The sequence below is a fragment of the Desulfonatronospira sp. MSAO_Bac3 genome, from assembly GCF_003838035.1.
Lineage (GTDB): Bacteria > Desulfobacterota > Desulfovibrionia > Desulfovibrionales > Desulfonatronovibrionaceae > Desulfonatronospira > Desulfonatronospira thiodismutans.
This window is the reverse complement of sequence record NZ_QYZY01000108.1, coordinates 1-20,516: the sequence shown is the minus strand read 5'-3', so window position 1 is coordinate 20,516 and position 20,516 is coordinate 1. Positions and strand designations below refer to the sequence as shown.

Genomic DNA, 20,516 nt, shown 5'->3' with positions numbered 1-20,516 from the left:
GCAGGGTGTGCTGTGCGGAAAAACGGACAGATGCAGGGAGTCAATGTCTGCAAATTCTCAGTAAATGCCCATCTGAGGCTGATTGTATGGTTTGTGATACAGCAGATTAGTGTTGTCCTGAAAAACGGACAGAACGGTCTTTTGGTACTGTCAGCTTTCCAGGCCGTATTTTTTGAGCAGGGTATAGAAATGAGAGCGGGAAAGACCTGAAAGCCTGAGTATAGCAGGAACGTTGCCCGGGTATTTCTGAAGCAGGCATTGCAGGTATTTTTTTTCGCACTCCTGTTTGTAGGACTTGAAGTCGGAAATATCGGGCATGGGGGGGGAGTCGCCTTTTTGAGCCCAGGGGGGCGTGCCGTGACTGGATTCGTCCGGGGGACACTTTTCCAGCCTTGATCGGGTGACCTTGATGCGGATCTCCTTGGGCAGGTGCATGGAGTATAAATTGGTTTCCCCGGCGCAGGCTACCAGGGCCTGCTCTATGACGTTGCACAGTTCGCGCACGTTGCCGGGCCAGGAGTAGGCTTCCAGGGTTTCCAGAAAGTCCGCCCCCAGACCTTTGGATGCAATACCGCTCCTGGTGCACAGTTCGTCCGCGAAGTGCATGGCCAGGGGCCTTATGTCCTGGACCCGGTCCCGCAAAGGCGGCAGGTGCATATGCATGGTCTTGATGCGAAAATACAGGTCATTTCTAAAGGTGCCCTCACTGACCATGCCTTCCAGGTCCCGGTTGGTGGCGGCCATGAGGCGGAAATCACTTTTTTGCTCCCGGCTGGACCCTACCGGGCGGAACTTTCTTTCCTGCAGCACTCGAAGCAGTGATTTTTGAATCAACAGGGGCAGCTCTCCCAGTTCGTCCAGAAAGAGTGTTCCCTGGTGAGCCTGGCTGATGAGTCCGGTGTGATCGGCCAGGGCCCCGGTGAAAGCGCCTCTGCAGTGTCCGAAAAGAGTGCTTTCCACTAAGGAATCGGTTATTCCGGCACAGTCCACTACTACAAAGGGATGACCCGATCTGGAGCTGTTGGCGTGGATGGTGCGGGCCATAAGTTCCTTGCCCACCCCGGTTTCACCGGTGATAAGAATATTTGAATCCGATCCGGCGGCGCAGGCCAGAAGGTCATAGCAGGACTGCATGGCCGGGCTGGACCCGACCACCCCGGACAGGTCCAGGGCCCTGGGCCGGGCGCTTTCTTTCTGCTGCCTGTACTTGAGGGCCCTGGAGATGCTCAGTTTTATCTCCTTGATGGGTGAGGGTTTTAAGAGGTAATCCCAGACACCTCCCTCAATGGCCAGTTCCGCACCTTCGCTGTCCCCCCGGCCGGTGAGGATTATGACCTCCGGGGCGTTTTTCAGGGCCTTTATTTCCGGCAGCAGGTCCAGGCCGTTGCCGTCGGGAAGGCCCACGTCCAGTAGAACCAGGTCGAAGCAGTCTTCCTGCAGGGCCTGCTTAGTGGAGACCAGGTCTTTGGCCAGGTGATGCGGGATGTCCTGGCGCGACAGCAGGCTGGCCATTGTGGATTGTACTTCCGGGTCATCGTCCACTACCAGTACTCGGGGCATAATATCTCGTCTCTCAGGTTTTTCAGTCAGTTATGGCTGTTGACACCGCCTGGGACAAATCAGCCTGGTTGAAGGGCTTGGACAGGGTGAGCCTGATGTTGTCCGGCTGCTCAATGCCCTCCAGGGCCTGGATACGCCCGGTAATGAGCATGACCGGGAGGTCCGGGTGCTCTGCCTGGATCTTTTTTGCCAGTTCGATGCCGTTTAAGCCGGGCATGTCAAAGTCTGTGATGACCAGGTCCAAGGGAATGTCCTGGCCCAGGATTTCCAGGGCTTTCTGGGCACTGGAGGCGGAAAAAACACTGTAGCCCATGGCCTGCAGGCTCCTGGGGGTGGTTTCCAGCAGGTCCTGGTCATCTTCAACAAAGAGCAGGGTTCCACTGCCTCTTTTCAGGGAAGCGCCGGAAGGGGATGATTCCTGGTTGCCGGGCTCCCGGGCGGGAAGCAGGATTTCAAAGGAGGTGCCTTGGTCCGGACTGCTGTCCACCTGGATGACCCCTTTGTGGTTCTTGACTATGCCCAGGACCACGGCCAGACCCAGACCGGTGCCCCCGGACTGGCTCTTTGTGGTAAAAAAAGGATCAAAGATTTTGTCCAGGTCCCGACGGTCTATGCCGGGCCCGGTATCTGATATCTCCAGCCTGAAGGCTTTGCCGGCAGGCATGTCCAGTTCTTCGGCCCGGTATACATCCAGCTCTATTTCCTCCAGGTTTATCGTAAGGGTGCCTTTCTGGTCCTGGATGGCCTGGAAGGCATTTGTGCACAGGTTCATTACCACCTGGGAAATCTGGGTGGGATTCACGTTGACCGGTTCGTAGCCGCCGCTGACACTGGAACGGACCTCTATGTTGCGGGGCAGCGAGGATTGCAGCAGAGATACTGAATCCCGCACCAGCTCGGGCAATACCGTGGGCCGGAAGCCCTCCTGGGAGGGACGGCTGAAGGTTAGAATTCGCTGGACCAGGTCCCGGCCCCTGTGAGATGCTTTGAGTACCCTCTCCAGATCCTGGTAAGCCGGGGAGTCCGGGTCCAGATCTCCCTGGGCCAGTTCAGTGGAATTCATGATGGAGGTAAGTATATTGTTGAAGTCGTGGGATATGCCACCGGCCAGGGTGCCCATGGCCTCCATTTTCTGGGACTGCAGGAGCTGGCGTTCCAGGTTTATCTCGTTGGTGATGTTTTCCGCAGTACTCAGCGTACCGACTATTTCCCCCTTTTCATCACGCAGGGGAATTTTGTTTACCTCCAGCCAGGAGGAATCGCCATCTTGATCCCTGACCGACATGCGCACCTTTCTAAGGGCCTGGCCGGTCTGAAGCACCTGTTTGTCCATGCGGGCGGCCCACTGGGCGAAATCCCGGGAGGGCATGAGCAGGGAATCCGTCTGGTGCATGATCTTGTCCGGGGACTCTATGCCGAAAAAGTCGGTAAAAGCCTGGTTGGCCCCCATATAGCGCTGGTTGAGGTCCTTCCAGCAGACGAGCTGTGGAATAGTGTCCATGAGGCTCTCCTGAAAGGCCAGCTGGTTGCGGATCCGGCCTTCCACAATGCGTTTATGAATTATGCTGCGCACCAGAAAGGCCAGGATAATTACAAGCGCCCCCAGGCTGGACATGATCACCCAGAAAACCTGCTTGTCCAGTTCGTAAAAGGCCGGGGGCTCATTTATGAGGACGCTTTCCGGTGGTAGTTGGGTCTGCTTTATGCCCTGCTTTTGCAGTACGTTGTAGTCAAACATGTTTTGATCCACAATATCGTGGATTATGGGAATGTCGGCAGGGCTTTTGCCTTCCAGGATATCCAGGGCCATGCCTGCGGCAATGGAACCGTGCTCAAAGCCGCTGATGAGGTTGCCGCCCACCATGCCGTGGCCCAGGAGAAACTCCCAGTTGCTGTAAATGGGCAGGTCGCTGAACCCTGCTACATTCTCCAGTACTTCACCGGCGGAAAACACCTGTCCTCCAGCGGAATAAAAAAAAGGAATGAAGTAAACCAGTGTGTCCTGTGGCAGGTCTTTGACCTTGTCTGCAATCTCGTCTAAGGAGTACTGGGTCCAGAACTCGAAATCCAGCCTGCCCTGAAAATCAGGTATAGCTTCCTTGATCTGGCCCTTGATGGCTATACCCGTGGTGGATTCGTCGCCTATGACCACCATGCGGTTTTTGTCCTGGTGAATGGAAAGGGCCAGCTCCAGAGTCCTTTTTACGTTGAAGTTTTCCACGATGCCGGTGGTGCGTTCCCGGTCCAGAAGTTCTTCTTCCAGGTAATTGATGCCGCAAAAGACTATGGGCAGCCCGGGAAAAAGCTCGTCTCCATAGTCCAGCATGAAATCCAGGGCATCATCGTCGGACACGATTACTATGTCGTATTCTTCATTCGAGTACTTTTCGCGGTAGAGCTCCAGGAGCCTTTTGGTTACGCCTGGACGGTGGAACACCTTGGTATCCATATACTCCATCTGGATTTCCACCCGGTGCCCGGACTCCTGGAATCTGTGCCTGATGCCTTCGCGGATGTCGTCTGACCAGGCATAGCCGTCGTGGTAGGAGTTGAGATAAAAAACTGAAAAGTCCCCGGCGGCCTCTTTTTGTGAAAAGCCCGGGGATGGGGTGATGAGTATTGCTAAAAGGGCAAGCAGTATACGGGTCAGCACTGGCAAAGCTTGTTTGGGCATAAGGTTTTGTAAATTTTCATCATGACTTCGTTTGTCCATTACCAGAGAACAGGATAAGAGACAAGGCATGGTTACCAGTCTCAGCTCTAAAATCAAACTCGAGCAGCCACTCCTTGTAAAGCCTGACACTGGATTTTATTGTAAATTGACAGGTCAAAGTCAATATAAAATACTTGACAACAGCCTGCAGATAATACATATATTCCCGCGTTTGGAGTCGGCTGCAGCGGGCAGCCCAGGCAACCCTAACAGGAGCTTTAGCATCCATGGAAGCAGACAGTATCAGGCGCTTTCAAGGCGCTGATCATCAAAACCCGGAATCCGAAGCACCGCCTTCAGGTGAAGAGGCGGCAGGAGCCGTGCACTCCGGATAAATATCCCCGCATGTTCTCCTCCTGGCCGCTGCTTCACTGCATGGCGGCAACTCTTTAAGGAGGTGAACCAGATGTCTACACCCTATATCAACCATTCCCTGCAGAAATACCTTGAAAAAAATGAAACAGGTCTGCTGCAGAAATTCTGCAAGAGCCTGCATCCCCAGGATCTGGCCTGTGCCCTTGAACCCGTTTCTTCCAAAGAAGCGGCCCGAGTGCTCTGCATGATTGAGCCCGGGCATGCCTCCCGTGTGTTGGCCCACATGAATACCCAGGACCAGGCCGGCACTGTCAGGCATATGCCTGCAAATCTTCTGAATCATATCGCAGGTGCTGCATCAAAGAATGCAGGAAGTGTATACTGTGGCCAGGTTTCTGAAGAAAGAGGCAGGACACTCTGGAATACTTTGACCCGGGACTGGAAACATGATCAGGCAGGTGCTCGTTCGTACGGGGAAAGTGCTGCCTGATAAATCAGAAGCAAATAAGCAGGAAGCCCGGGAACATCTTGTTTCAGGAAATTGCCTGTATCTGACCCCGGGCCTTTATGTGCGGCTGGACAACCTGGTCAGGGAACATGCAGGCATGTCTCTGGGAGTCTTTGACCTGGATGAGAGACGCTCCGGGGTGCTTGAGCCCATGGACTGGGCGAACTGCAGCCCCGCCGGGAGCGACAGGTACAGGCGCAGCAGCGAAAAGGTATCGGCTGAAATTACCGCAATCGAAATCGCCAACAAGATCCCCTTAGACGAGATCCGGTCGGCCAGGCGGCTGGAACTGGATCTCGTCCGGGATATCCCTCTGGAATTATTTTACGAGTGGCTTGTCTGGCATGAGATTCATCACAGCGTACATGATGATCCTGTGGTTGCCGCCGGCCTGGATAACTGCGTTCATCCGGAAATCAAGAGCGCCGGGGACCGGATAAAAATCATGCAGGCCATGGAGCTGGAAGCGGACCGGGCCTCATTCAACCGCCTGTTCCCGGAGAGTACCCTGAAGGCCGGGACACCAGCAGGCATTAAAAAGGTTCGAAGCATCGAGCCGTACCTTGTATTGCTGCACGAGATCCGGGCAAAGCGCGGCATCAAAAGGAAGTGATCATTTAAAAAAATCCCCCCAACCCTTATCCGCAGCCTCCAGCTATCCCTCCGGAACAGCTTTTGGTCTTGACTGGTCTTAAGCCGGAAACATCAGTGCCTTTATACGCTGCATCCAGGCCTTCTTCAATGAGGCCTTCCATTTCCAGGACCACCATTCCGGATTTTTCCAGGACAGTTCTCGGGGTATCCCCGACAGCACTTATTATCACCGCCCGGCAGTCCTGCAGGACCCGGGCCATTTCATGCCAGCGCTGTAATCCGCCTCCGGCTTCCGGGGCCTGCCTGGACTCCACCAGCTTGTAGTCACCATTGGACCGGGTCCATATCTGAAACTTTTCTGCATGGCCCAGGTGCTGGTTTACCAGCATGCCTTCTCTGGTGGCCACCGCCACATGGGGTCGCTTTTCACTGTCGTCGGGGATTACCGGTCTGGCAGCAACATCGCGCATGACAGGTGCAAGCTCTAAGGATCTGTCCCGGTCCAGAAGGCCCACTGCATCGGCCCGGCATCTGCGGCAGTGGGTCATCTGCGGTACGTGCTGCGAGGCTTTTTTCCGGAGGGAATCTATAAAAGCCTTATCCGGTTCGTCTATATTTTCAAACCTGGCTCCGGGACTCGGATGCACCGGGATGCAGTTCAGCAGGCTTACGTCCATTTCTCCTGCTTTTTCAGCTATATCCTGGATATGATGGTCGTTTATTCCCGGCAGAACAATGGAGTTCATCTTGACCAGGATACCATTTTCCCTGAGCTTCAGGATTGCTTCTTTTTGCCTGGACCAGAGTAGAGACGCCGCTTCCCTGCCCTGATAAGCGACTTTGCTGTCCCTGACCCAGGCATATATATCCTTGCCTGTTTCCGGGTCAATGGCATTGACGGTTACTGTGGCATGGGTCACGCCCAGCTTTTTTAGCTCTGTTACGTGATCAGGCAGACTCAGGCCATTGGAAGACAGACACAGCAACAGATCCGGAAACTCACTGCGCACCCTGGCGATGGTTTCCAGGGTCTGGGGGGCATTGGCCATGGGATCCCCGGGACCGGCTATTCCAGCTACTGTCAGACTGCCTTCGAGCCTCTGGACCTCTTTTAGATATTCCACCGCCTGAACCGGGGTAAGCACTGCAGAGGTTACCCCCGGCCTGGATTCATTGACACAGTCATACTTGCGGTTGCAGAAATTGCATTGGATATTGCACTTGGGGGCCACCGGCAGGTGGATTCTCCCACATCCCCCTTTTGCTTTTTTGTTGAAACACGGGTGTCTGGAGAGGTCTAATTTACTCATATTGGTCTCCGATGTTCAGGCGGCTTGAAAGTTTTCCGTCACCGCCTCAGGTATTTTATATTCAGACCGGATCAGGGATTCTGCCTACATGTAGCCCCAGCCCAGATCGGCATCTTCCTGTCTTTTTTCCAGCAGGGTATTGACGATTCTCATGAGCAGGTCGTAGGCTCCTTCATAGCCTGCATGCCTTATACGTCCAGCCCCCATACGGTCATGTACTGGAAAGCCCACTCTGATAAGAGGTATGTCCCATTTGCCTGCAGCTATGCGATAAGCCTTGCTGTTGCCCAGGATAAAGTCCGGCTCCAGCTTTTCAGCCTCTTCCACTATCTGGTAGAAATCCACTCCGGATAATACAGAGGGCGTCTGTGGCAGCATTCCATCACAGGCCTGTTCGATGCTTTTCTGCATCAGGCCGCTTCTGCCTCCGGATGCAGCCAGCACCGGCTGCACACCTGTTTCCGCCAGAAAGGATACCAGTCCGGTTACCAGGTCTTCTTCGCCATAGATCAGGCACTTCTTGCCGAACAGATACTTGTGCGCATCCACGTATGCATCCACCAGTCTGCCCCGCTCCAGCATCTGCTCCCGGGGCATGTCTTTGCCTGAAATCCGGGACAGGGTCTGCATGAAAGCATCCATGCCCCGCAGTCCTATGGGCAGGCCCAGGCGGTGTGCAGGTACATTCAGGTTTTTTTCCAGCCACCCGGCAGTACTCAGGTCGTTTTTTATGCAGCTGCCAAGTTCGATGCAGGCGGGGCTGCCACCCAGGGATTTGAGATCCTGCATGGACGTGCCGCCGGAGGGGACCATCTCAATGTCTTCCTGGATGGTTCCTTCCAGGGTCTCGGAGATATCCGGCAGGATGATTCCGGGAATATCAAAATCACGCATGACCCCTTTCAGATGCCGGACGTCCCAGGGGGAGACAAATCCCGGCAGGACTGTAATTTTGCTGTGGGGCAGGGGGTCCGGCTCAGCCATTTGTATTGCAGTCTGCCTGATGGCCCTGTGAAAGCCCTCCATATGGGTGCCGGAATAGCTGGGAGTGGATACGTGAATGAGTTCCGGAATTTTTAAATGTGCAAATTCTTTCTTAAATCCGGACAAAATCATGGGCACGTCGTCTCCAATGGTCTCTGTGAGGCAGGTGGAGGCTATTCCGATGATATCTGGATTGTATTTGTCCATAACATTGATGATGCCCTGCATCAGGTTGGGACCGCCGCCATAGATGGCCTGGTCCTCCCCCAGAGCAGAAGATGCTATGTCCACAGGTTCCCGGAAATGGCTGATGATGTACCTGCGCATGTAGGTGGCACAGCCCTGGGAACCGTGCAGGATGGGCATACAGCCTTCGAGGCCTTTAAAGGCAATGCAGGCCCCCAGGGGAGTACACAGTTTGCAGGCATTGGTAGTGGAGACATAAGGTGTTGCAGCATCCAGCATGATCAATCCTCCATGTTTTTGTGGTTTGTCATGCCGCCGGCCCTTCGGGGGACAAAATTCCAGACCGGGCTCATGACTGTGGAGTGTACTTCGCGGGCAAAGTTGACCATGCCTTCAAAGCCTTCCAGGGCCAGCTTGCGCTCATGATTGTGATCACAAAAGCCGATGCCCAGCTTATAGGCTATGGGACGCTCCTTGATGCCTCCAACCAGAATATCCACGTCCTTTTCCTTGATAAAACGGGCAAGTTCAGAGGGGTTGGTGTCGTCTACGATAATGGTGCCTTCATGGCACATGTCAGCCATTTCCTGGTATTCCTCTTTTGTGCCGGTCTGGGACCCGACGATTTCCACCTGCATACCCAGGTGTCTGAAGCACTTGATGAGGGAAAAGGCCTTAAAGGCTCCGCCCACGTAGATGGCCGCTTTTCTGCCTTCCAGGTCCCGGCGGTATTTCTGCACTTCCGGGTGTATGGCCTGCAGTTCCCGGCGGACAATTTCCTGGGTCCTGGCTGCTATGCCCGGGTCCTTATCCTGGAAGAAATCAGCGGTTTCATACAGGGCCCTGGCCATATCCTCCATTCCAAAATAGGAGACCTGCTTATAGGGGATGCCGTATTTTTCCTGCATCAATTTAGCCAGTTCCACGGTGGCTCCGGAGCACTGCACCAGGTTCAGGGAGGCCCCGTGACATCGTCTGATGTCATCCACCCGGCCGTCTCCGGTTATGTTGGCCACCACTTCCACTCCCATGCGCCGGTAATAATCCCTGATTATCCAGGTCTCCCCGGCCAGGTTGAAATCCCCCAGGATATTGATTGCCACCGGGGAAATATCACTGGTGTCAGCCGAACCCACCAGTTCAAACATGGCCTTGCAGGCAGCCTGGTATCCGGCCCTTTTATTGCCTTTGAATCCCTCGGACTGCACCGGGATGACCGGTATATCCTTTTCCCGGCTGACCTTTTTGCATACTCCTGCCAGGTCATCCCCGATGAGTCCCACGATACAGGTGGAGTAGACAAAGGCGGCCCTTGGGTCATGGCGCTCGATGAGTTCCACTAAGGCCTGGTAGAGCTTTTTTTCTCCGCCGAATATGACATCCTTTTCCTGGAGATCCGTGGTAAAACTAAGGCGGTACAGTTCAGGACCCGAGGACAGGGAGCCCCGGATGTCCCAGGTGTAGGCTGCACAACCCACCGGGCCGTGTACTAAGTGAAGGGCATCGGCAATGGGGTAGAGCACCACCCTGGAGCCGCAGAATACGCAGGCCCGCTGACTCACGGCTCCGGCCAGGCTGCCTTTGTTGCAATCCAGGTCAAAGGGAGTGGTCCCTTTCTGATAGACCTGTTTCTGTCTGTCTTTAAGCAATCCAGGCTGCATTTTATCTTTCCTTTTGTGTTTTACGGGCATGCGCAACAGTACAGATCACAGCACCAGTTCGAAGCATTCGTCCGGGCTGTCGCGGTCCATGCGTTCCAGAAGTGTATTTATCATGGCACTTAAAAAATGCATGCCGCCCTTATAGCCAACGCTTGGGAAATAGCTGTGTCCGGTACGGTCCAGTATGGGAAATCCGAAGCGGACAAAGGGTATGTCCTCGGCCCGGGCAATGTATTTACCGTAGGTATTGCCCACCAGCAGGTCCACAGGCTCCTGCTTGATAAGCTGATGCAGGTAGAACAGGTCCTGGCTGTGGCCGAATACAGCATTGGGCACAGTGTCATTTAATATTTTTTTCATGCGTTTCTCAAAGGCCTTGCCCGGAGTGCCGGTGAGCACGTACACAGGCTGCATGCCCATGCTGACCATGAATTCGGCCATACTGATGATCTGGTCCGGATCTCCCCACAGGGCCACTTTTTTTCCGTACAGATAGTGCTGGTAGTCAGTCATCATATCCACTAGGCGGCCCCGGTCATCCAGCATGGCCTGGGTGGGTGAGGCTCCTGTGGCGTCCATGACAGCCTGCACAAACCTGTCCGTGGCCTGAACCCCTATGGGTATATCGCACAGGGTAAAAGGGACACCGGCTTTCTGATCCATGTAGGTGGCAGCCTCAAGAGAGGAAAAATGTCCCATGGCTATTGTATGCAGGCTGTTTCCGGTCTGCTCGAGCTCCTGCATCTTTATGCCGCCTTTGGGATACATGCTGTATTCACCTGTTTTGGGGGTATCCAGTACATCCGAGGTGTCTGGAAAGACCAGCTGTTTAAGGCCCATCTCAGAGACCATGCTTTTTATTTTGCGCATGTCCGCCGGTTCCACGTATCCGGGCAGGACATTGATCTGGTCTTTGATTTTATGTTCTGCCGGATGGGTGAAATAAGAGGCTATGCCTTTGACCATGTTGGAAAAGCCGGTGACGTGTGATCCCACATAGCTGGGGGTACTGGCATGGATGACCTTTTTGCCCCTGGGCACAATACCGTCGTCTTCAGCCTTTTTGACAATGGTCGGGATGTCGTCGCCAATGGTTTCGGAAAGGCAGGTGGTGTGTACGGCAACCACATCAGGATCATAGGCCTGGAAAATGGTTTTCAAAGATTGTCTCAGGTTGGGGCTTCCTCCGAACACCGATGCTCCTTCAGTAAAGGAGCTTGTTGAAGCCATGACCGGTTCCTTGAAGTGCCGGGTTAAATGACTTCTGTGATAAGAGCAGCATCCCTGGCTGCCGTGGCTGTGGGGCAGGCAGCGATGGATTCCCAGGGCCGCATACATGGCCCCAATGGGCTGACAGGTCTTGGCCGGGTTGACCCGGAGGGCCTTCCGGGATGTAACTTCTGCAGGTGTATGGTCCAGCACTTTAGTTCTCCTTGGATGTTTTGATTAGTCGGTTCCCAGATCTGCCGAAAGCAGCGGCTTTTTCTCAAAGGGAGGGACTGCAAGCTTCCAGGCCGGGTTGTTGATCATCATATCGATATCCCGGGCGAAGTTGACTGCTCCTTTATATCCGGCAAAGGGCCCGGAATAATCGTAGTTGTGAATCTGCTTGCTGGGAACGTTGAATTTTTCGATTACGTACTTGTCCTTGATCCCGGAGAGGATAATATCCGGCTTAAGAGTTTTGATGAGTTCTTCCAGTTCCAGATGGCTTATGTCGTCCACCACGAGAGTGCCCGGGGGCATATCCGGAATCATGCCGTGGTAGTGCCCCAGTACAGATTCCTGTTCGAGCTCCTTTTTCTTTTCAGGAGAAACCCGGGGGCTGTACTTTTCAGAATCAGGCTCCACTTTGAGTTCTTCTATGTTCCTGCTGTCTGCATCCACCTTGATTTTCCCTGCTATGTGACTTCCTTCGTAGTCGTCCCTGTGGGCGAATTCATATCCTGCCGCTACCGGCTCCATGCCCAGGTCGCGTAAAAGGTCCTGGTAGTGATGTGCCCTGGAGCCTCCCACGAAAAGCATGGCGGTTTTACCCTGCAGACGTTCCCTGTAGGGGGCCAGCTTTTGCTCCACGCTCTCTTCTTCTTCCTTTATTACTTCTTCAATCCGCCTGGTAAGCTCAGGGTCTTCAAAGAACCTGGCTATCTTGCGCAGGGATTTGGACATGGCCTTGACCCCGATGAAATTGACCTTGGCCCAGGGTATGCCGTACTTGGTTTCCATCATCTCCGCCAGGTAGTTGATGGACCTGTAGCACATGATGAGGTTTAAAGAGGCCATGTGCGAGGAGGTCATGGAATCATACTTGCCGTCCCCGCTGAAGGTAGCGGCAATTTTGATGCCGCATTTTTCCAGGATTCTTTCTATTTCCCAGGCATCACCACCGATGTTGTACTCTCCGAGTATATTCACACTGTATCCGGGGATAGCCTCGTCTTTTGTACCCACTGTTTCGTTGAACAGTTTGTTGTTGGCAATGTGATGGCCTGCAGACTGGCTGACTCCCTTGTAGCCCTCGCAGTTGAAGGCCAGGACCTTTACTCCCAGCTCTGCCTCTGCTTCCCTGGCCACTGCCTGGACATCGTCGCCTATCAGGCCCACTGGACAGGTGGCATGCACGCTTATGGCATTGGGTTTAAAGGTCTCCCAGGCTTCCTTGATGGCCTGTTTGAGCTTTTTTTCCCCTCCAAAAATAATATCTTGCTCCTGCATGTCCGTGGAAAAACAGTACGTGGAATAGTTTTTTCCATCTTCGCCGGGCTTGAAGAGATTGCGCCTGGTGAGCCAGGCGTAAAACCCGCAGCCTATGGGACCGTGAGTGATATGAACCATATCCCCCACCGGGCCCAGCACAACCCCCTTGCAGCCTGCATAGCAGCAGCCCCTCTGGGTGATGATGCCCGGCACAGTCCTGTTGTTGGCCTGAATGCTCTCCCGGGCGGGGTCCTCTTCCTTGCGCACCAGGATATGGTCTTTTCGTTTTTTGGCCACTTTGGCCGGATATTTCTTCAGGATGTTGTCTACAAATTCTTCCAGGTCCACGCTGGGACATGATTTAAGATCTGACATGCTGTATCTCCCTGGTCCTTAAAAATTGTTGAATATGTTCATGGGATGGTTTTTGTTTTCATTGCTGCATTTCATCAATGGCCTGAAGGCCCTCTTCTTCGGTCCTGACCCTCAGGACGTCACTTATGGGCAGAACGAATACCTTGCCGTCCCCCTGGTTTCCTGTACTGTTTTCCTGCATGATGATATCCACCACCTCCTGTACCTTTTGCGGAGGTACTATGAGGCTTAACATCCGTTTGGGGATAAGCCTGCCGCCCTGGGAAAGGATGGGCAGTATCTCCCCGGCATCTTCAGGGGACCTGTTCATGGCTTCCAGCATTTCAAAATCCACAGGACGACTCCCACGGCCCATGCATTTCACAGCCGTGAATGAGGGCAGGCCGGCAGCCACCAGGGCCTTTTTTGTCTGGTTTATTTTATTGGCCCGGATAATGGCCATCACTTCTTTCATAAACTACCCCTTCTATGTTTCCTTTACTCCGGAAGAGACAGTATAAACTTCATCCACCGGAGATATGAATATCTTGCCGTCGCCGAAGCTGCCTTTGCCTGTGCGGGCGCTGTCCAGGATGGCCCTGGTCACAAACTCCTTATCTGCATCAGGGATCACGGTCATTATCATCTCTTTGGGCAGTTCGTCGTAGATTACCTCTCCCAGCTTGAGTCCTCTCTGCTTGCCCCGGCCGGCTACTTCCACCTTGGTCAGGGCCGGATATCCTGCGTCCAGCAGAGACTGCATTACCTCTGTAGTTTTTTCCGGCCGGACAATGGCGCGAATCATAAGCATGTTGTTTCTCCTTGTGTGCTTTTTTTTACGCAGCGATTAAGCGGTTTCCAGGATTCCGTATTCCAGAAGCAGGCTTTCCAGTTCTTCTGTCTCAATGGGTGTGGGGACTACGAACATCTGGTTGCTGTCCATTGCTTTGGCCAGGTTGCGGTAGTGATCCGCCTGCGGGGCCTGGGGAGTGAAGTCGATAACCGTTTTGCGATTGATCTCGGCCCGCTGCACATCATTATCCCGGGGGACAAAGTAAATCATCTGACTGCCCAGCTTTTCAGCAAAGGCCTTGATCATTGCCTCCTCGTTGTCCACAGCCCTGCTGTTGCAGATAAGACCGCCCAGGCGAACACCCCCGGTTTCGGAAAACTTCCTTATGCCTTTGCAGATGTTGTTGGCCGCATACATGGCCATCATTTCCCCTGAAACAACAATGTATATCTCCTGGGCCTTTCCTTCCCGGATGGGCATGGCAAAGCCACCGCAGACAACGTCGCCCAGGACGTCGTAAAATACATAGTCCAGGCTCTCGTCTTCCTCATAGGCCCCCAGCTGTTCCAGCAGATTGATGGAAGTAATGATGCCGCGTCCGGCGCAGCCCACTCCAGGTTCCGGTCCACCGGACTCCACGCACAGGGAATTGCCGTATCCACCGATACGTACATCGTCGAGTTCCACATCCTCGCCTTCCTCGCGCAGGGTATCCAGTACAGTCTGCTGAGAGAGTCCCCCCAGCAGAAGCCTGGTGGAGTCCGCTTTGGGGTCACAACCAACCACCATGACTCTTTTGCCCAGTTCCACCAGGCCTGCTACCGTATTCTGGGTTGTTGTTGATTTGCCGATTCCGCCTTTGCCATAGATTGCTACTTTGCGCATGAAATGCTCCTCCTGTATTTTTTTCGCAGCACTCCGCCTTTATTGGCCTGGAATGTACCATCCATGTGCCGCGTTTTTTTCATTTGGCAAAAGACATGCCAGAAGATTGGAGGCAGGGTTTATAGAGTTTAAATGATTGATATTATGCTGGATATTGTGCCAGGCTTTTTGATTGTCCAGGCCTTTTTCAGATGCAGGGATACATTCTAAAATGTAGCTGTGTACTACAAATTTGTAGGGTCTGAAGAAGTTGTGTTGTCTGCGGGCATGACAGCCTGGGAGTGCATTTTTCAGCTTCTGTACTTAAACGTAAGCATTCAGGGGGTGCCGGAATCACGCCAGAGGCGTGAGTGCCAGGAACTAAAACTGAGTACCCCCTGAATGCTTACACTTAAACTGGGGCCATGTACTGATGATATAGAAGGCAGCAGGGTGATAAGGGCTGTTTTGAGGCATGCTTTGTGCAAAAAAGTTTTCATGCTTATAGATACTACATTAAGAGAAGGAGACCAGCGTTACGGGCTTTATCTAAGCCTTGAGCAGAAAAAAGTGATTGTGGACGGTTTGCACCGTCTGGGCCTGGATGAGCTGGAGACAGGGTCTGTGGGCAGAGATGAAGAGCTTGAGACCTTGATAAAGTATGCCAGGCAACATCATGGTTCTACAAAAATCAGCCTCTGGTCACCCTGCCGTATTCAGGAACTGGAATACGCCGACAGCCTGGACCCGGACATCATAAGCGCAGCCCTGCCTGTATCAGATCTGCATATTGAGAAGAGACTGGGACTGGACCGGTGCGGGGCGCTCAGGCTACTTGAAAGGACCCTGGCCGGCACGGACAAACTGAAAGCAAAGTTGTCCCTGGGCCTGGAGGATTTTTCCCGGGCTGACCGGGAGTTTGCCCTGCGTGCGGCCCTTATGGCCAGAGATCTGGGAGTGTGGCGCGTCCGCCTTTCAGACACTCTGGGAGTTATGGAGCCTGGAGAGCTGATGGAGGCTGTGAGACCCTTCAGGGAAAAACTGGATATAAGCCTTGCCTTTCATGGTCACAATGATTTCGGTATGGCCACAGCCAATGCTCTCACGGCATTATCCTGCGGGGTGGATTATGTGGATGTAAGCCTGCTGGGAATCGGTGAGCGTGCCGGCATAGCCCGCTTAGAAGAAGTTCTGACTTTTCTCGTGTACAATAAGGGACATGCTGGATACGATGTCCAAAGCCTTCCGGAGCTCAGCACCTGCGTGGCCGGCCTGGCCGGAGTGCACATAAACCCTGACAGGGCGGTTTTGGGCAGGCAGCTTTTTCACTGCGAGTCAGGCCTGCATGCTGATGCGCTGTACAAGTCCTTTGATCTGTTTGAACCTTTTGAGCCCCACAAGATGGGCATGCAGCGCAGGATCAGCCTGGGCAGAAAGAGCGGGGCGGGTGCTGTCCGGGGCAAGCTCATGGAGATGGGTGTAAACCCGGATTTTGTAGACCTGGAGGGACTGGTCAGGGATGTACGCCGGGCCGCCAGCATAAAAGGCTCTCCACTGGATGATGAGCAGGTGGTCAGTATGCTGCAGGGGCAGGCAGGCTGAAATTGATGATTATCTTCAATCAGTCCAGGGGTTTTTCAATATTTTTCTTCCGGGACACGTATTCTTCCAGGTTGAATTTCTTGATGCGATACCCCATCTGGCGCTGGGTGAGACCAAGTTCCCTGGCCGCCCTGGACTGAATCCAGCTGTTGCGCTGCAAGGCGGACAGGATTTCTTTTTTCTCCATGTCCAGAAGCGAGTGATCCCGGGCCTGCTCCTGAACTTTTCCGGGGCAAACCTTTTCTTGCTGCATATCTGATGGCAGGTCCTTTAATGCCACTATCTGTCCTTCGCTCATTATGGAGAGTTTTTCCATGAGGTTTTCCATTTCCCGGATATTGCCCGGCCATTCGTACTCAACCAGATAATCCAGGCTGGAGTTGCTCAGGACCAGCCTCCTGCCGTATTCCCGGGCCATTTTGTCCAGAAAATGATTGATCAGGGAGGGGATATCCTCTCTTCTTTCGCGCAGTGAAGGTACCCAGATGGGGAAGACATTCAGGCGATAGTACAGGTCTTCGCGAAACCGGCCTTCTTGAACCTCTTTGTCCAGTTCCTTGTTGGTGGCTGCAATGACCCTTACGTCCACCCGGTGGGTTTTGACGCCTCCCAGACGCTCAAACTCCCTTTCCTGGAGGAACCTGAGCAGCTTGGCCTGAAGCCCCGCCGGCATCTCCCCGATTTCGTCCAGGAATATAGTTCCTCTGTGCGCCTCTTCAAAGCGCCCCGGCTTGGATCTCTCCGCCCCTGTAAAAGCTCCCTTCTCATATCCAAACAGCTCGGACTCCAGAAGGTTTTCCGGAAGGGAAGCGCAGTTGACCTTGATGAAAGGGAATTTTCCCCTTTCACTTAATTCATGAATGATTCCAGCTATCAGAGTCTTGCCTGTGCCGGATTCTCCCAGCAAAAGGACCGTCGCCCTGGTGGGGGCGACCTTCTCCATCATCTGTCGCACCTGGAGCATGCTGGAGCTCTTGCCCACAATAAAAAACCTCTGAAAAGAGCTGGAAAGCCTGGTTTTCAGATTCTGGTTTTCTCTGCGCAGGTTTTCTTCCCGGTCTTTAACCTGGCGGTTCAGGCTGACAAACTGGGCTACCATGGCGGCCACGATGCTCAATAGCTGAATATCCTCCTCAAGGGATATGTCCTGGTCAAAGAGCCTGTCCACGGTCAAAACGCCCACCGTGGTTCCCTGCAGGGTTACCGGTACGCCTGCAAAGGAAATCCGCTCCTTTTCCATGCTCCTGGACCCTGTCTTATCCAGGAACAGGGGTTCCTTTGCAATATCCGGCACGATAAAGGGCTTGCCCGTTGAGAAGATACGCCCGGTCACGCCTTCATCCATGCGGTACACCCCTCTGTTTTTCTCCTGGGATGTCAGGCCGTGGGATGCGCTGATGACCAGAAGTCCGCTGTCTTCTTCAATAAAGGAAAATGCTCCGCGTTTCATGCTCAGGGAGTCGGCCAGGATCTTCAGAATGGCTTCCAGGGCCTTGTCCAGGTCCAGGGCCTTTTCTATAACCTTGCTGATTTCATGCAGGACATTTAGTTTGACTTGGGTCAGAGATTCCATAGGCATCTTTTTTATTTAAGCTCATACATATTTCGGGCCACAGAGTATTGTTTCTGTAATTACAGCTTGTTGAGCCTTAATGTCCAAGGCTTTTTTGTCTGTACAGGGCGTTGGTGTACAAAATTGTGCAAAATTAAGGCTGTTTTGTGGCCTTGTATTGCGATTTTTGTAAAAACATGGCAATGCTCTGGCCAGGCTCCTGTCATATGCTTGCAGTCTGGTAAAGGGGGGTGAGTATGTCCATGACATCTTGCCCCTGCCTTCTTCTGGACTGGTAATCCAGTACGTCCAGGACACGTCCGTGGCCGAATGAAACCAGGGTTTCACCAAAAGCCTCCACGTCCTGGTGATCATGGCTGACCATGATCATGGGCATGTTGAATTTTTCCAGGATGTTGCCCAGTTCAGAGCGCATTTTGATGCGCAGGGGCTGATCCAGGGCGCTGAAAGGTTCATCCAGCAAAAGAAGGTCGGGGTTGCTCACCAGAGCTCTGGCCAGGGCCGCTCTTTGGCGCTGGCCACCGGACAGTTCATGAGGTTTTTTGTCTGTATGATTTTCCAGCCCAAACATTTGTATATACTGGTAAATCTTATTTTTTTGCTGAACTTTCAAAGGTCTGAAAGATCTTTTAAGTCCAAAGCCCACGTTGTCCATGACTGTCAGGTGGGGGAAAAGGGCATAATCCTGGAAGAGCAATCCCACCTTGCGTTTTCTGGCAGGGATGTTGATTTTTTTTGCCGAGTCGTAGAGGGTGCGTCCATCAAGGACTATTTTTCCCGAGTCAGGAGTCTGAAGGCCGGCCAGGGCCATTAGAGTCAGGCTTTTACCGGCACCCGAAGGACCGAACAAAACAATGGATGAAGACGATGTGTCAAAATCCGCCTCCAGGGAAAAGTTTTCTTTACCGCTTTTAAGGCTGGCTTTTATCTGACATTGAACATGCATTATTATTGACTTGCTGCTTGAAAGCCGTTTTTTTCCATGATGGCCTGTCCTTTTTGAGATAATACAAGATCAACGAATTTACGGGCAAGCCCGGGTTTTGTGCTGCTGCTCAACACAGCAACGGGGTAAACGGGGGGAGTATCCAGGGGCATTGTGTATTTTTTGTGTATTTCATCCTGGCCACGCAAAATATCCGATGCATAAATCAGCCCTGCATCCACTTCGCCCCTGCGTATATAATCCATAAGCTGGGTGACTGTTTCGGCGTAAATCATTTTTTGTTCCAGCTCATTCCAGAGTCCAAGATTTTTAAGGGAAATCATGGCGTAATTACCCGCAGGTGAGGTGGCTGGACTGGTAATGCCTATTCTACGGATTCTTCCCAATCTTAAATCTTCAGGAGTGGAAATATCAGGTTTATCTGACCCGGGAACAGCCAGTACTACCTGGTTTTGGGCAAATACATGAAGGTTGCCTGCCTCCACCAGGCCGGCACTTGCTGCTTCCTGCATCCAGTGCATATTGGCCGGGGCATATACATCCACAGGCGCTCCCTGGGTCATCTGCCTGTAGAGGGCCCCTGATGCGGCGTAATTTCTGATGATCCGGACTCCGGGGTTGTCGGCCTCGAATTGGGCGCTTATTTCCTCGAATGCTTCTGTTAAGGAGGCTGCTGCCGAGACAATAAGCTCCCTGGCCTGAACCGGCCAGGATAAAAGCAAAAAGAATGATAACAGGAAGAGAGTTGTTATTCTGGGCATAATGCACCTGTCTACCTTCTGGGTTTAAGAAGTTTGCCTGAGGTCCACAGGATAATAATGCAGACCACTGAGATGATTACCACTAAGGAGTTGGCCAGGGCATTGTTGCCGGACTGAACTGCGCTGTATATGGCCAGTGGCATGGTCTGGGTCCGGCCGGGCATGTTGCCGGCCACCATAAGAGTTGCCCCGAATTCTCCCATGGCCCGCGCATAAGCCAGCATAGTGCCGGACAGGATGCCGGGCATGGCCAGGGGCAGGGATACGCGGAAAAAGACATTGGGTTCGCTGCAGCCAAGGGTTCTGGCAGCGTTTTCATAAGAGGGATTTACGTTTTCCAGGGCGGAACGGGTGGATCGAAAGACCAGGGGAAAGGCCACAACTGTTGCGGCTACCACGGCACCCTGCCAGGTAAAAACCAGGGAAATGCCCAGCGAGTCTTCCAGCCATCTGCCCAGGAAACTGTTTCTGCCCATCACAACCAGCAGATAATAGCCAAGTACTGTAGGGGGGAGGACCAGAGGCAGGGTAAGGACTGAATCTACCAGATCCCGGCCGAAAAATCGGTATTTATGGATGACAAGGGCTGCTGCAACCCCCAGTAACAGGGCAAAAAAAGTTGCCAGAGAAGCTACCTTGAGGGTAAGCTGCAGTGGGTACAGAAAAGAAGTATCAAGGGTAAAATCCATAAGGGCAGAATCCAGGCGCTTAGCACAAATTTCAAACAAACATGTTGGTAACTTTATCTGACATCCTGCAAAGCAGGGTTTAACTGGGCCTGCCGGGTTAAACAAATCTGAAGGATTTCCTGCAAAGCAAGGTTTAACTGGGCCTGCCCCAATGAATAGGCTTACGTGCACGTAGTAACTTCCCTCCTTAGCCAAGGAGGGGCCGGGGGTGGTTGTAACCGATCCCTTCCTTATCTCTACCCTTCTTTTGACTTACTCCTGAAACCCTGTCATAAAAAACAAGAACCACGCGCTGCGCGTGGCAGGCCTTAGACAGGATTAACAGGATGGATAGGATAATCAGCCACCGGCCTGATGCCGCTGACTGAATTTACCATCCAGCACTCACTTTCTTCCGACATTCATG

17 protein-coding genes are annotated in these 20,516 nt (G+C 53.1%); 2 read left to right on the top strand and 15 right to left on the bottom strand.

All coding sequences use genetic code 11. From position 1 onward, the window contains the following. Positions 1-150: 150 nt before the first annotated feature. From D5S03_RS03975 to D5S03_RS03965, 3 genes are all read right to left on the bottom strand, one after another. Positions 151-1,560 carry a sigma-54-dependent transcriptional regulator gene (locus tag D5S03_RS03975; protein WP_008868635.1) on the bottom strand — a complete coding sequence of 470 codons (1,410 nt, stop codon included), beginning with the start codon at positions 1,558-1,560 and terminating at the stop codon, positions 151-153. Between the two features lie 22 nt (positions 1,561-1,582). Further along, positions 1,583-4,234 (bottom strand): hybrid sensor histidine kinase/response regulator, encoded by a 2,652-nt coding sequence (locus tag D5S03_RS03970; RefSeq protein ID WP_287042752.1) that lies wholly within the window; start codon positions 4,232-4,234, stop codon positions 1,583-1,585. A 307-nt stretch (positions 4,235-4,541) separates the two neighbouring features. Further along, on the bottom strand, positions 4,542-4,931 hold the full coding sequence (locus tag D5S03_RS03965; RefSeq protein ID WP_287042751.1) for a hypothetical protein: 390 nt from the start codon (positions 4,929-4,931) through the stop codon (positions 4,542-4,544). Between the two features lie 136 nt (positions 4,932-5,067). On the opposite strand from D5S03_RS03965, the gene D5S03_RS03960 reads away from it, so the two are divergent. Continuing rightward, positions 5,068-5,709: a hypothetical protein gene (locus tag D5S03_RS03960; RefSeq protein ID WP_287042750.1), complete on the top strand. Its 642-nt coding sequence runs from the start codon at positions 5,068-5,070 to the stop codon at positions 5,707-5,709. A 25-nt stretch (positions 5,710-5,734) separates the two neighbouring features. Here the strand turns inward: D5S03_RS03960 and nifB are convergent, their stop codons facing one another. From nifB to nifH, 8 genes are all read right to left on the bottom strand, one after another. Next, positions 5,735-7,000, bottom strand: coding sequence for a nitrogenase cofactor biosynthesis protein NifB (gene nifB / locus D5S03_RS03955; RefSeq protein ID WP_287042749.1), 1,266 nt, complete (start codon positions 6,998-7,000; stop codon positions 5,735-5,737). Positions 7,001-7,084: 84 nt separating this feature from the next. Further along, the gene (locus D5S03_RS03950; protein ID WP_287042748.1) at positions 7,085-8,449 is read right to left on the bottom strand and encodes a nitrogenase component 1; all 1,365 of its coding nucleotides are present in this window, start codon (positions 8,447-8,449) and stop codon (positions 7,085-7,087) included. Between the two features lie 2 nt (positions 8,450-8,451). Next, complete coding sequence (gene nifE, locus D5S03_RS03945; protein ID WP_287042747.1) at positions 8,452-9,831, bottom strand: nitrogenase iron-molybdenum cofactor biosynthesis protein NifE; 1,380 nt, start codon at positions 9,829-9,831, stop codon at positions 8,452-8,454. A gap of 45 nt (positions 9,832-9,876) precedes the next feature. Further along, positions 9,877-11,253 carry a nitrogenase molybdenum-iron protein subunit beta gene (nifK, locus tag D5S03_RS03940; RefSeq protein ID WP_008868629.1) on the bottom strand — a complete coding sequence of 459 codons (1,377 nt, stop codon included), beginning with the start codon at positions 11,251-11,253 and terminating at the stop codon, positions 9,877-9,879. Between the two features lie 24 nt (positions 11,254-11,277). Further along, positions 11,278-12,903 carry a nitrogenase molybdenum-iron protein alpha chain gene (nifD, locus tag D5S03_RS03935; RefSeq protein WP_287042746.1) on the bottom strand — a complete coding sequence of 542 codons (1,626 nt, stop codon included), beginning with the start codon at positions 12,901-12,903 and terminating at the stop codon, positions 11,278-11,280. Between the two features lie 58 nt (positions 12,904-12,961). Beyond that, positions 12,962-13,357, bottom strand: a complete 396-nt coding sequence (locus D5S03_RS03930; RefSeq protein ID WP_008868627.1) for a P-II family nitrogen regulator — start codon at positions 13,355-13,357, stop codon at positions 12,962-12,964. 12 nt (positions 13,358-13,369) lie between these two features. Next, the gene (locus D5S03_RS03925; RefSeq protein ID WP_008868626.1) at positions 13,370-13,693 is read right to left on the bottom strand and encodes a P-II family nitrogen regulator; all 324 of its coding nucleotides are present in this window, start codon (positions 13,691-13,693) and stop codon (positions 13,370-13,372) included. A gap of 36 nt (positions 13,694-13,729) precedes the next feature. Beyond that, positions 13,730-14,560 carry a nitrogenase iron protein gene (gene nifH, locus D5S03_RS03920; RefSeq protein ID WP_008868625.1) on the bottom strand — a complete coding sequence of 277 codons (831 nt, stop codon included), beginning with the start codon at positions 14,558-14,560 and terminating at the stop codon, positions 13,730-13,732. Positions 14,561-14,941: 381 nt separating this feature from the next. Between nifH and D5S03_RS03915 the strand changes: the two genes are divergently transcribed. Then, positions 14,942-16,141, top strand: coding sequence for a hydroxymethylglutaryl-CoA lyase-like TIM-barrel protein (locus D5S03_RS03915; RefSeq protein WP_287042745.1), 1,200 nt, complete (start codon positions 14,942-14,944; stop codon positions 16,139-16,141). 19 nt (positions 16,142-16,160) lie between these two features. Here D5S03_RS03915 and D5S03_RS03910 read toward each other — a convergent pair whose 3' ends face one another. The 4 genes from D5S03_RS03910 to modB form a co-directional block, all read right to left on the bottom strand. Continuing rightward, positions 16,161-17,714 carry a sigma-54-dependent Fis family transcriptional regulator gene (locus D5S03_RS03910; RefSeq protein WP_008868623.1) on the bottom strand — a complete coding sequence of 518 codons (1,554 nt, stop codon included), beginning with the start codon at positions 17,712-17,714 and terminating at the stop codon, positions 16,161-16,163. Between the two features lie 202 nt (positions 17,715-17,916). Next, on the bottom strand, positions 17,917-18,660 hold the full coding sequence (locus D5S03_RS03905) for an ABC transporter ATP-binding protein (protein ID WP_008868622.1): 744 nt from the start codon (positions 18,658-18,660) through the stop codon (positions 17,917-17,919). A gap of 2 nt (positions 18,661-18,662) precedes the next feature. Continuing rightward, the gene (gene modA / locus D5S03_RS03900; protein ID WP_287042744.1) at positions 18,663-19,421 is read right to left on the bottom strand and encodes a molybdate ABC transporter substrate-binding protein; all 759 of its coding nucleotides are present in this window, start codon (positions 19,419-19,421) and stop codon (positions 18,663-18,665) included. Positions 19,422-19,432: 11 nt separating this feature from the next. Continuing rightward, positions 19,433-20,110 (bottom strand): molybdate ABC transporter permease subunit, encoded by a 678-nt coding sequence (gene modB / locus D5S03_RS03895; protein WP_008868620.1) that lies wholly within the window; start codon positions 20,108-20,110, stop codon positions 19,433-19,435. Positions 20,111-20,516 lie beyond the last annotated feature (406 nt).

What these genes read in the sequence shown, in the direction of transcription:
- D5S03_RS03975 (WP_008868635.1), bottom strand. Translation starts at nt 1,560, where the DNA reads ATGCCCCGAGTACTGGTAGTGGACGATGACCCGGAAGTACAATCCACA.
- D5S03_RS03970 (WP_287042752.1), bottom strand. Translation starts at nt 4,234, where the DNA reads ATGCCCAAACAAGCTTTGCCAGTGCTGACCCGTATACTGCTTGCCCTT.
- D5S03_RS03965 (WP_287042751.1), bottom strand. Translation starts at nt 4,931, where the DNA reads ATGATTCAGAAGATTTGCAGGCATATGCCTGACAGTGCCGGCCTGGTC.
- nifB (WP_287042749.1), bottom strand. Translation starts at nt 7,000, where the DNA reads ATGAGTAAATTAGACCTCTCCAGACACCCGTGTTTCAACAAAAAAGCA.
- D5S03_RS03950 (WP_287042748.1), bottom strand. Translation starts at nt 8,449, where the DNA reads ATGCTGGATGCTGCAACACCTTATGTCTCCACTACCAATGCCTGCAAA.
- nifE (WP_287042747.1), bottom strand. Translation starts at nt 9,831, where the DNA reads ATGCAGCCTGGATTGCTTAAAGACAGACAGAAACAGGTCTATCAGAAA.
- nifD (WP_287042746.1), bottom strand. Translation starts at nt 12,903, where the DNA reads ATGTCAGATCTTAAATCATGTCCCAGCGTGGACCTGGAAGAATTTGTA.
- D5S03_RS03930 (WP_008868627.1), bottom strand. Translation starts at nt 13,357, where the DNA reads ATGAAAGAAGTGATGGCCATTATCCGGGCCAATAAAATAAACCAGACA.
- D5S03_RS03925 (WP_008868626.1), bottom strand. Translation starts at nt 13,693, where the DNA reads ATGCTTATGATTCGCGCCATTGTCCGGCCGGAAAAAACTACAGAGGTA.
- nifH (WP_008868625.1), bottom strand. Translation starts at nt 14,560, where the DNA reads ATGCGCAAAGTAGCAATCTATGGCAAAGGCGGAATCGGCAAATCAACA.
- D5S03_RS03915 (WP_287042745.1), top strand. Translation starts at nt 14,942, where the DNA reads ATGCTTACACTTAAACTGGGGCCATGTACTGATGATATAGAAGGCAGC.
- D5S03_RS03910 (WP_008868623.1), bottom strand. Translation starts at nt 17,714, where the DNA reads ATGGAATCTCTGACCCAAGTCAAACTAAATGTCCTGCATGAAATCAGC.
- D5S03_RS03905 (WP_008868622.1), bottom strand. Translation starts at nt 18,660, where the DNA reads ATGCATGTTCAATGTCAGATAAAAGCCAGCCTTAAAAGCGGTAAAGAA.
- modA (WP_287042744.1), bottom strand. Translation starts at nt 19,421, where the DNA reads ATGCCCAGAATAACAACTCTCTTCCTGTTATCATTCTTTTTGCTTTTA.
- modB (WP_008868620.1), bottom strand. Translation starts at nt 20,110, where the DNA reads ATGGATTTTACCCTTGATACTTCTTTTCTGTACCCACTGCAGCTTACC.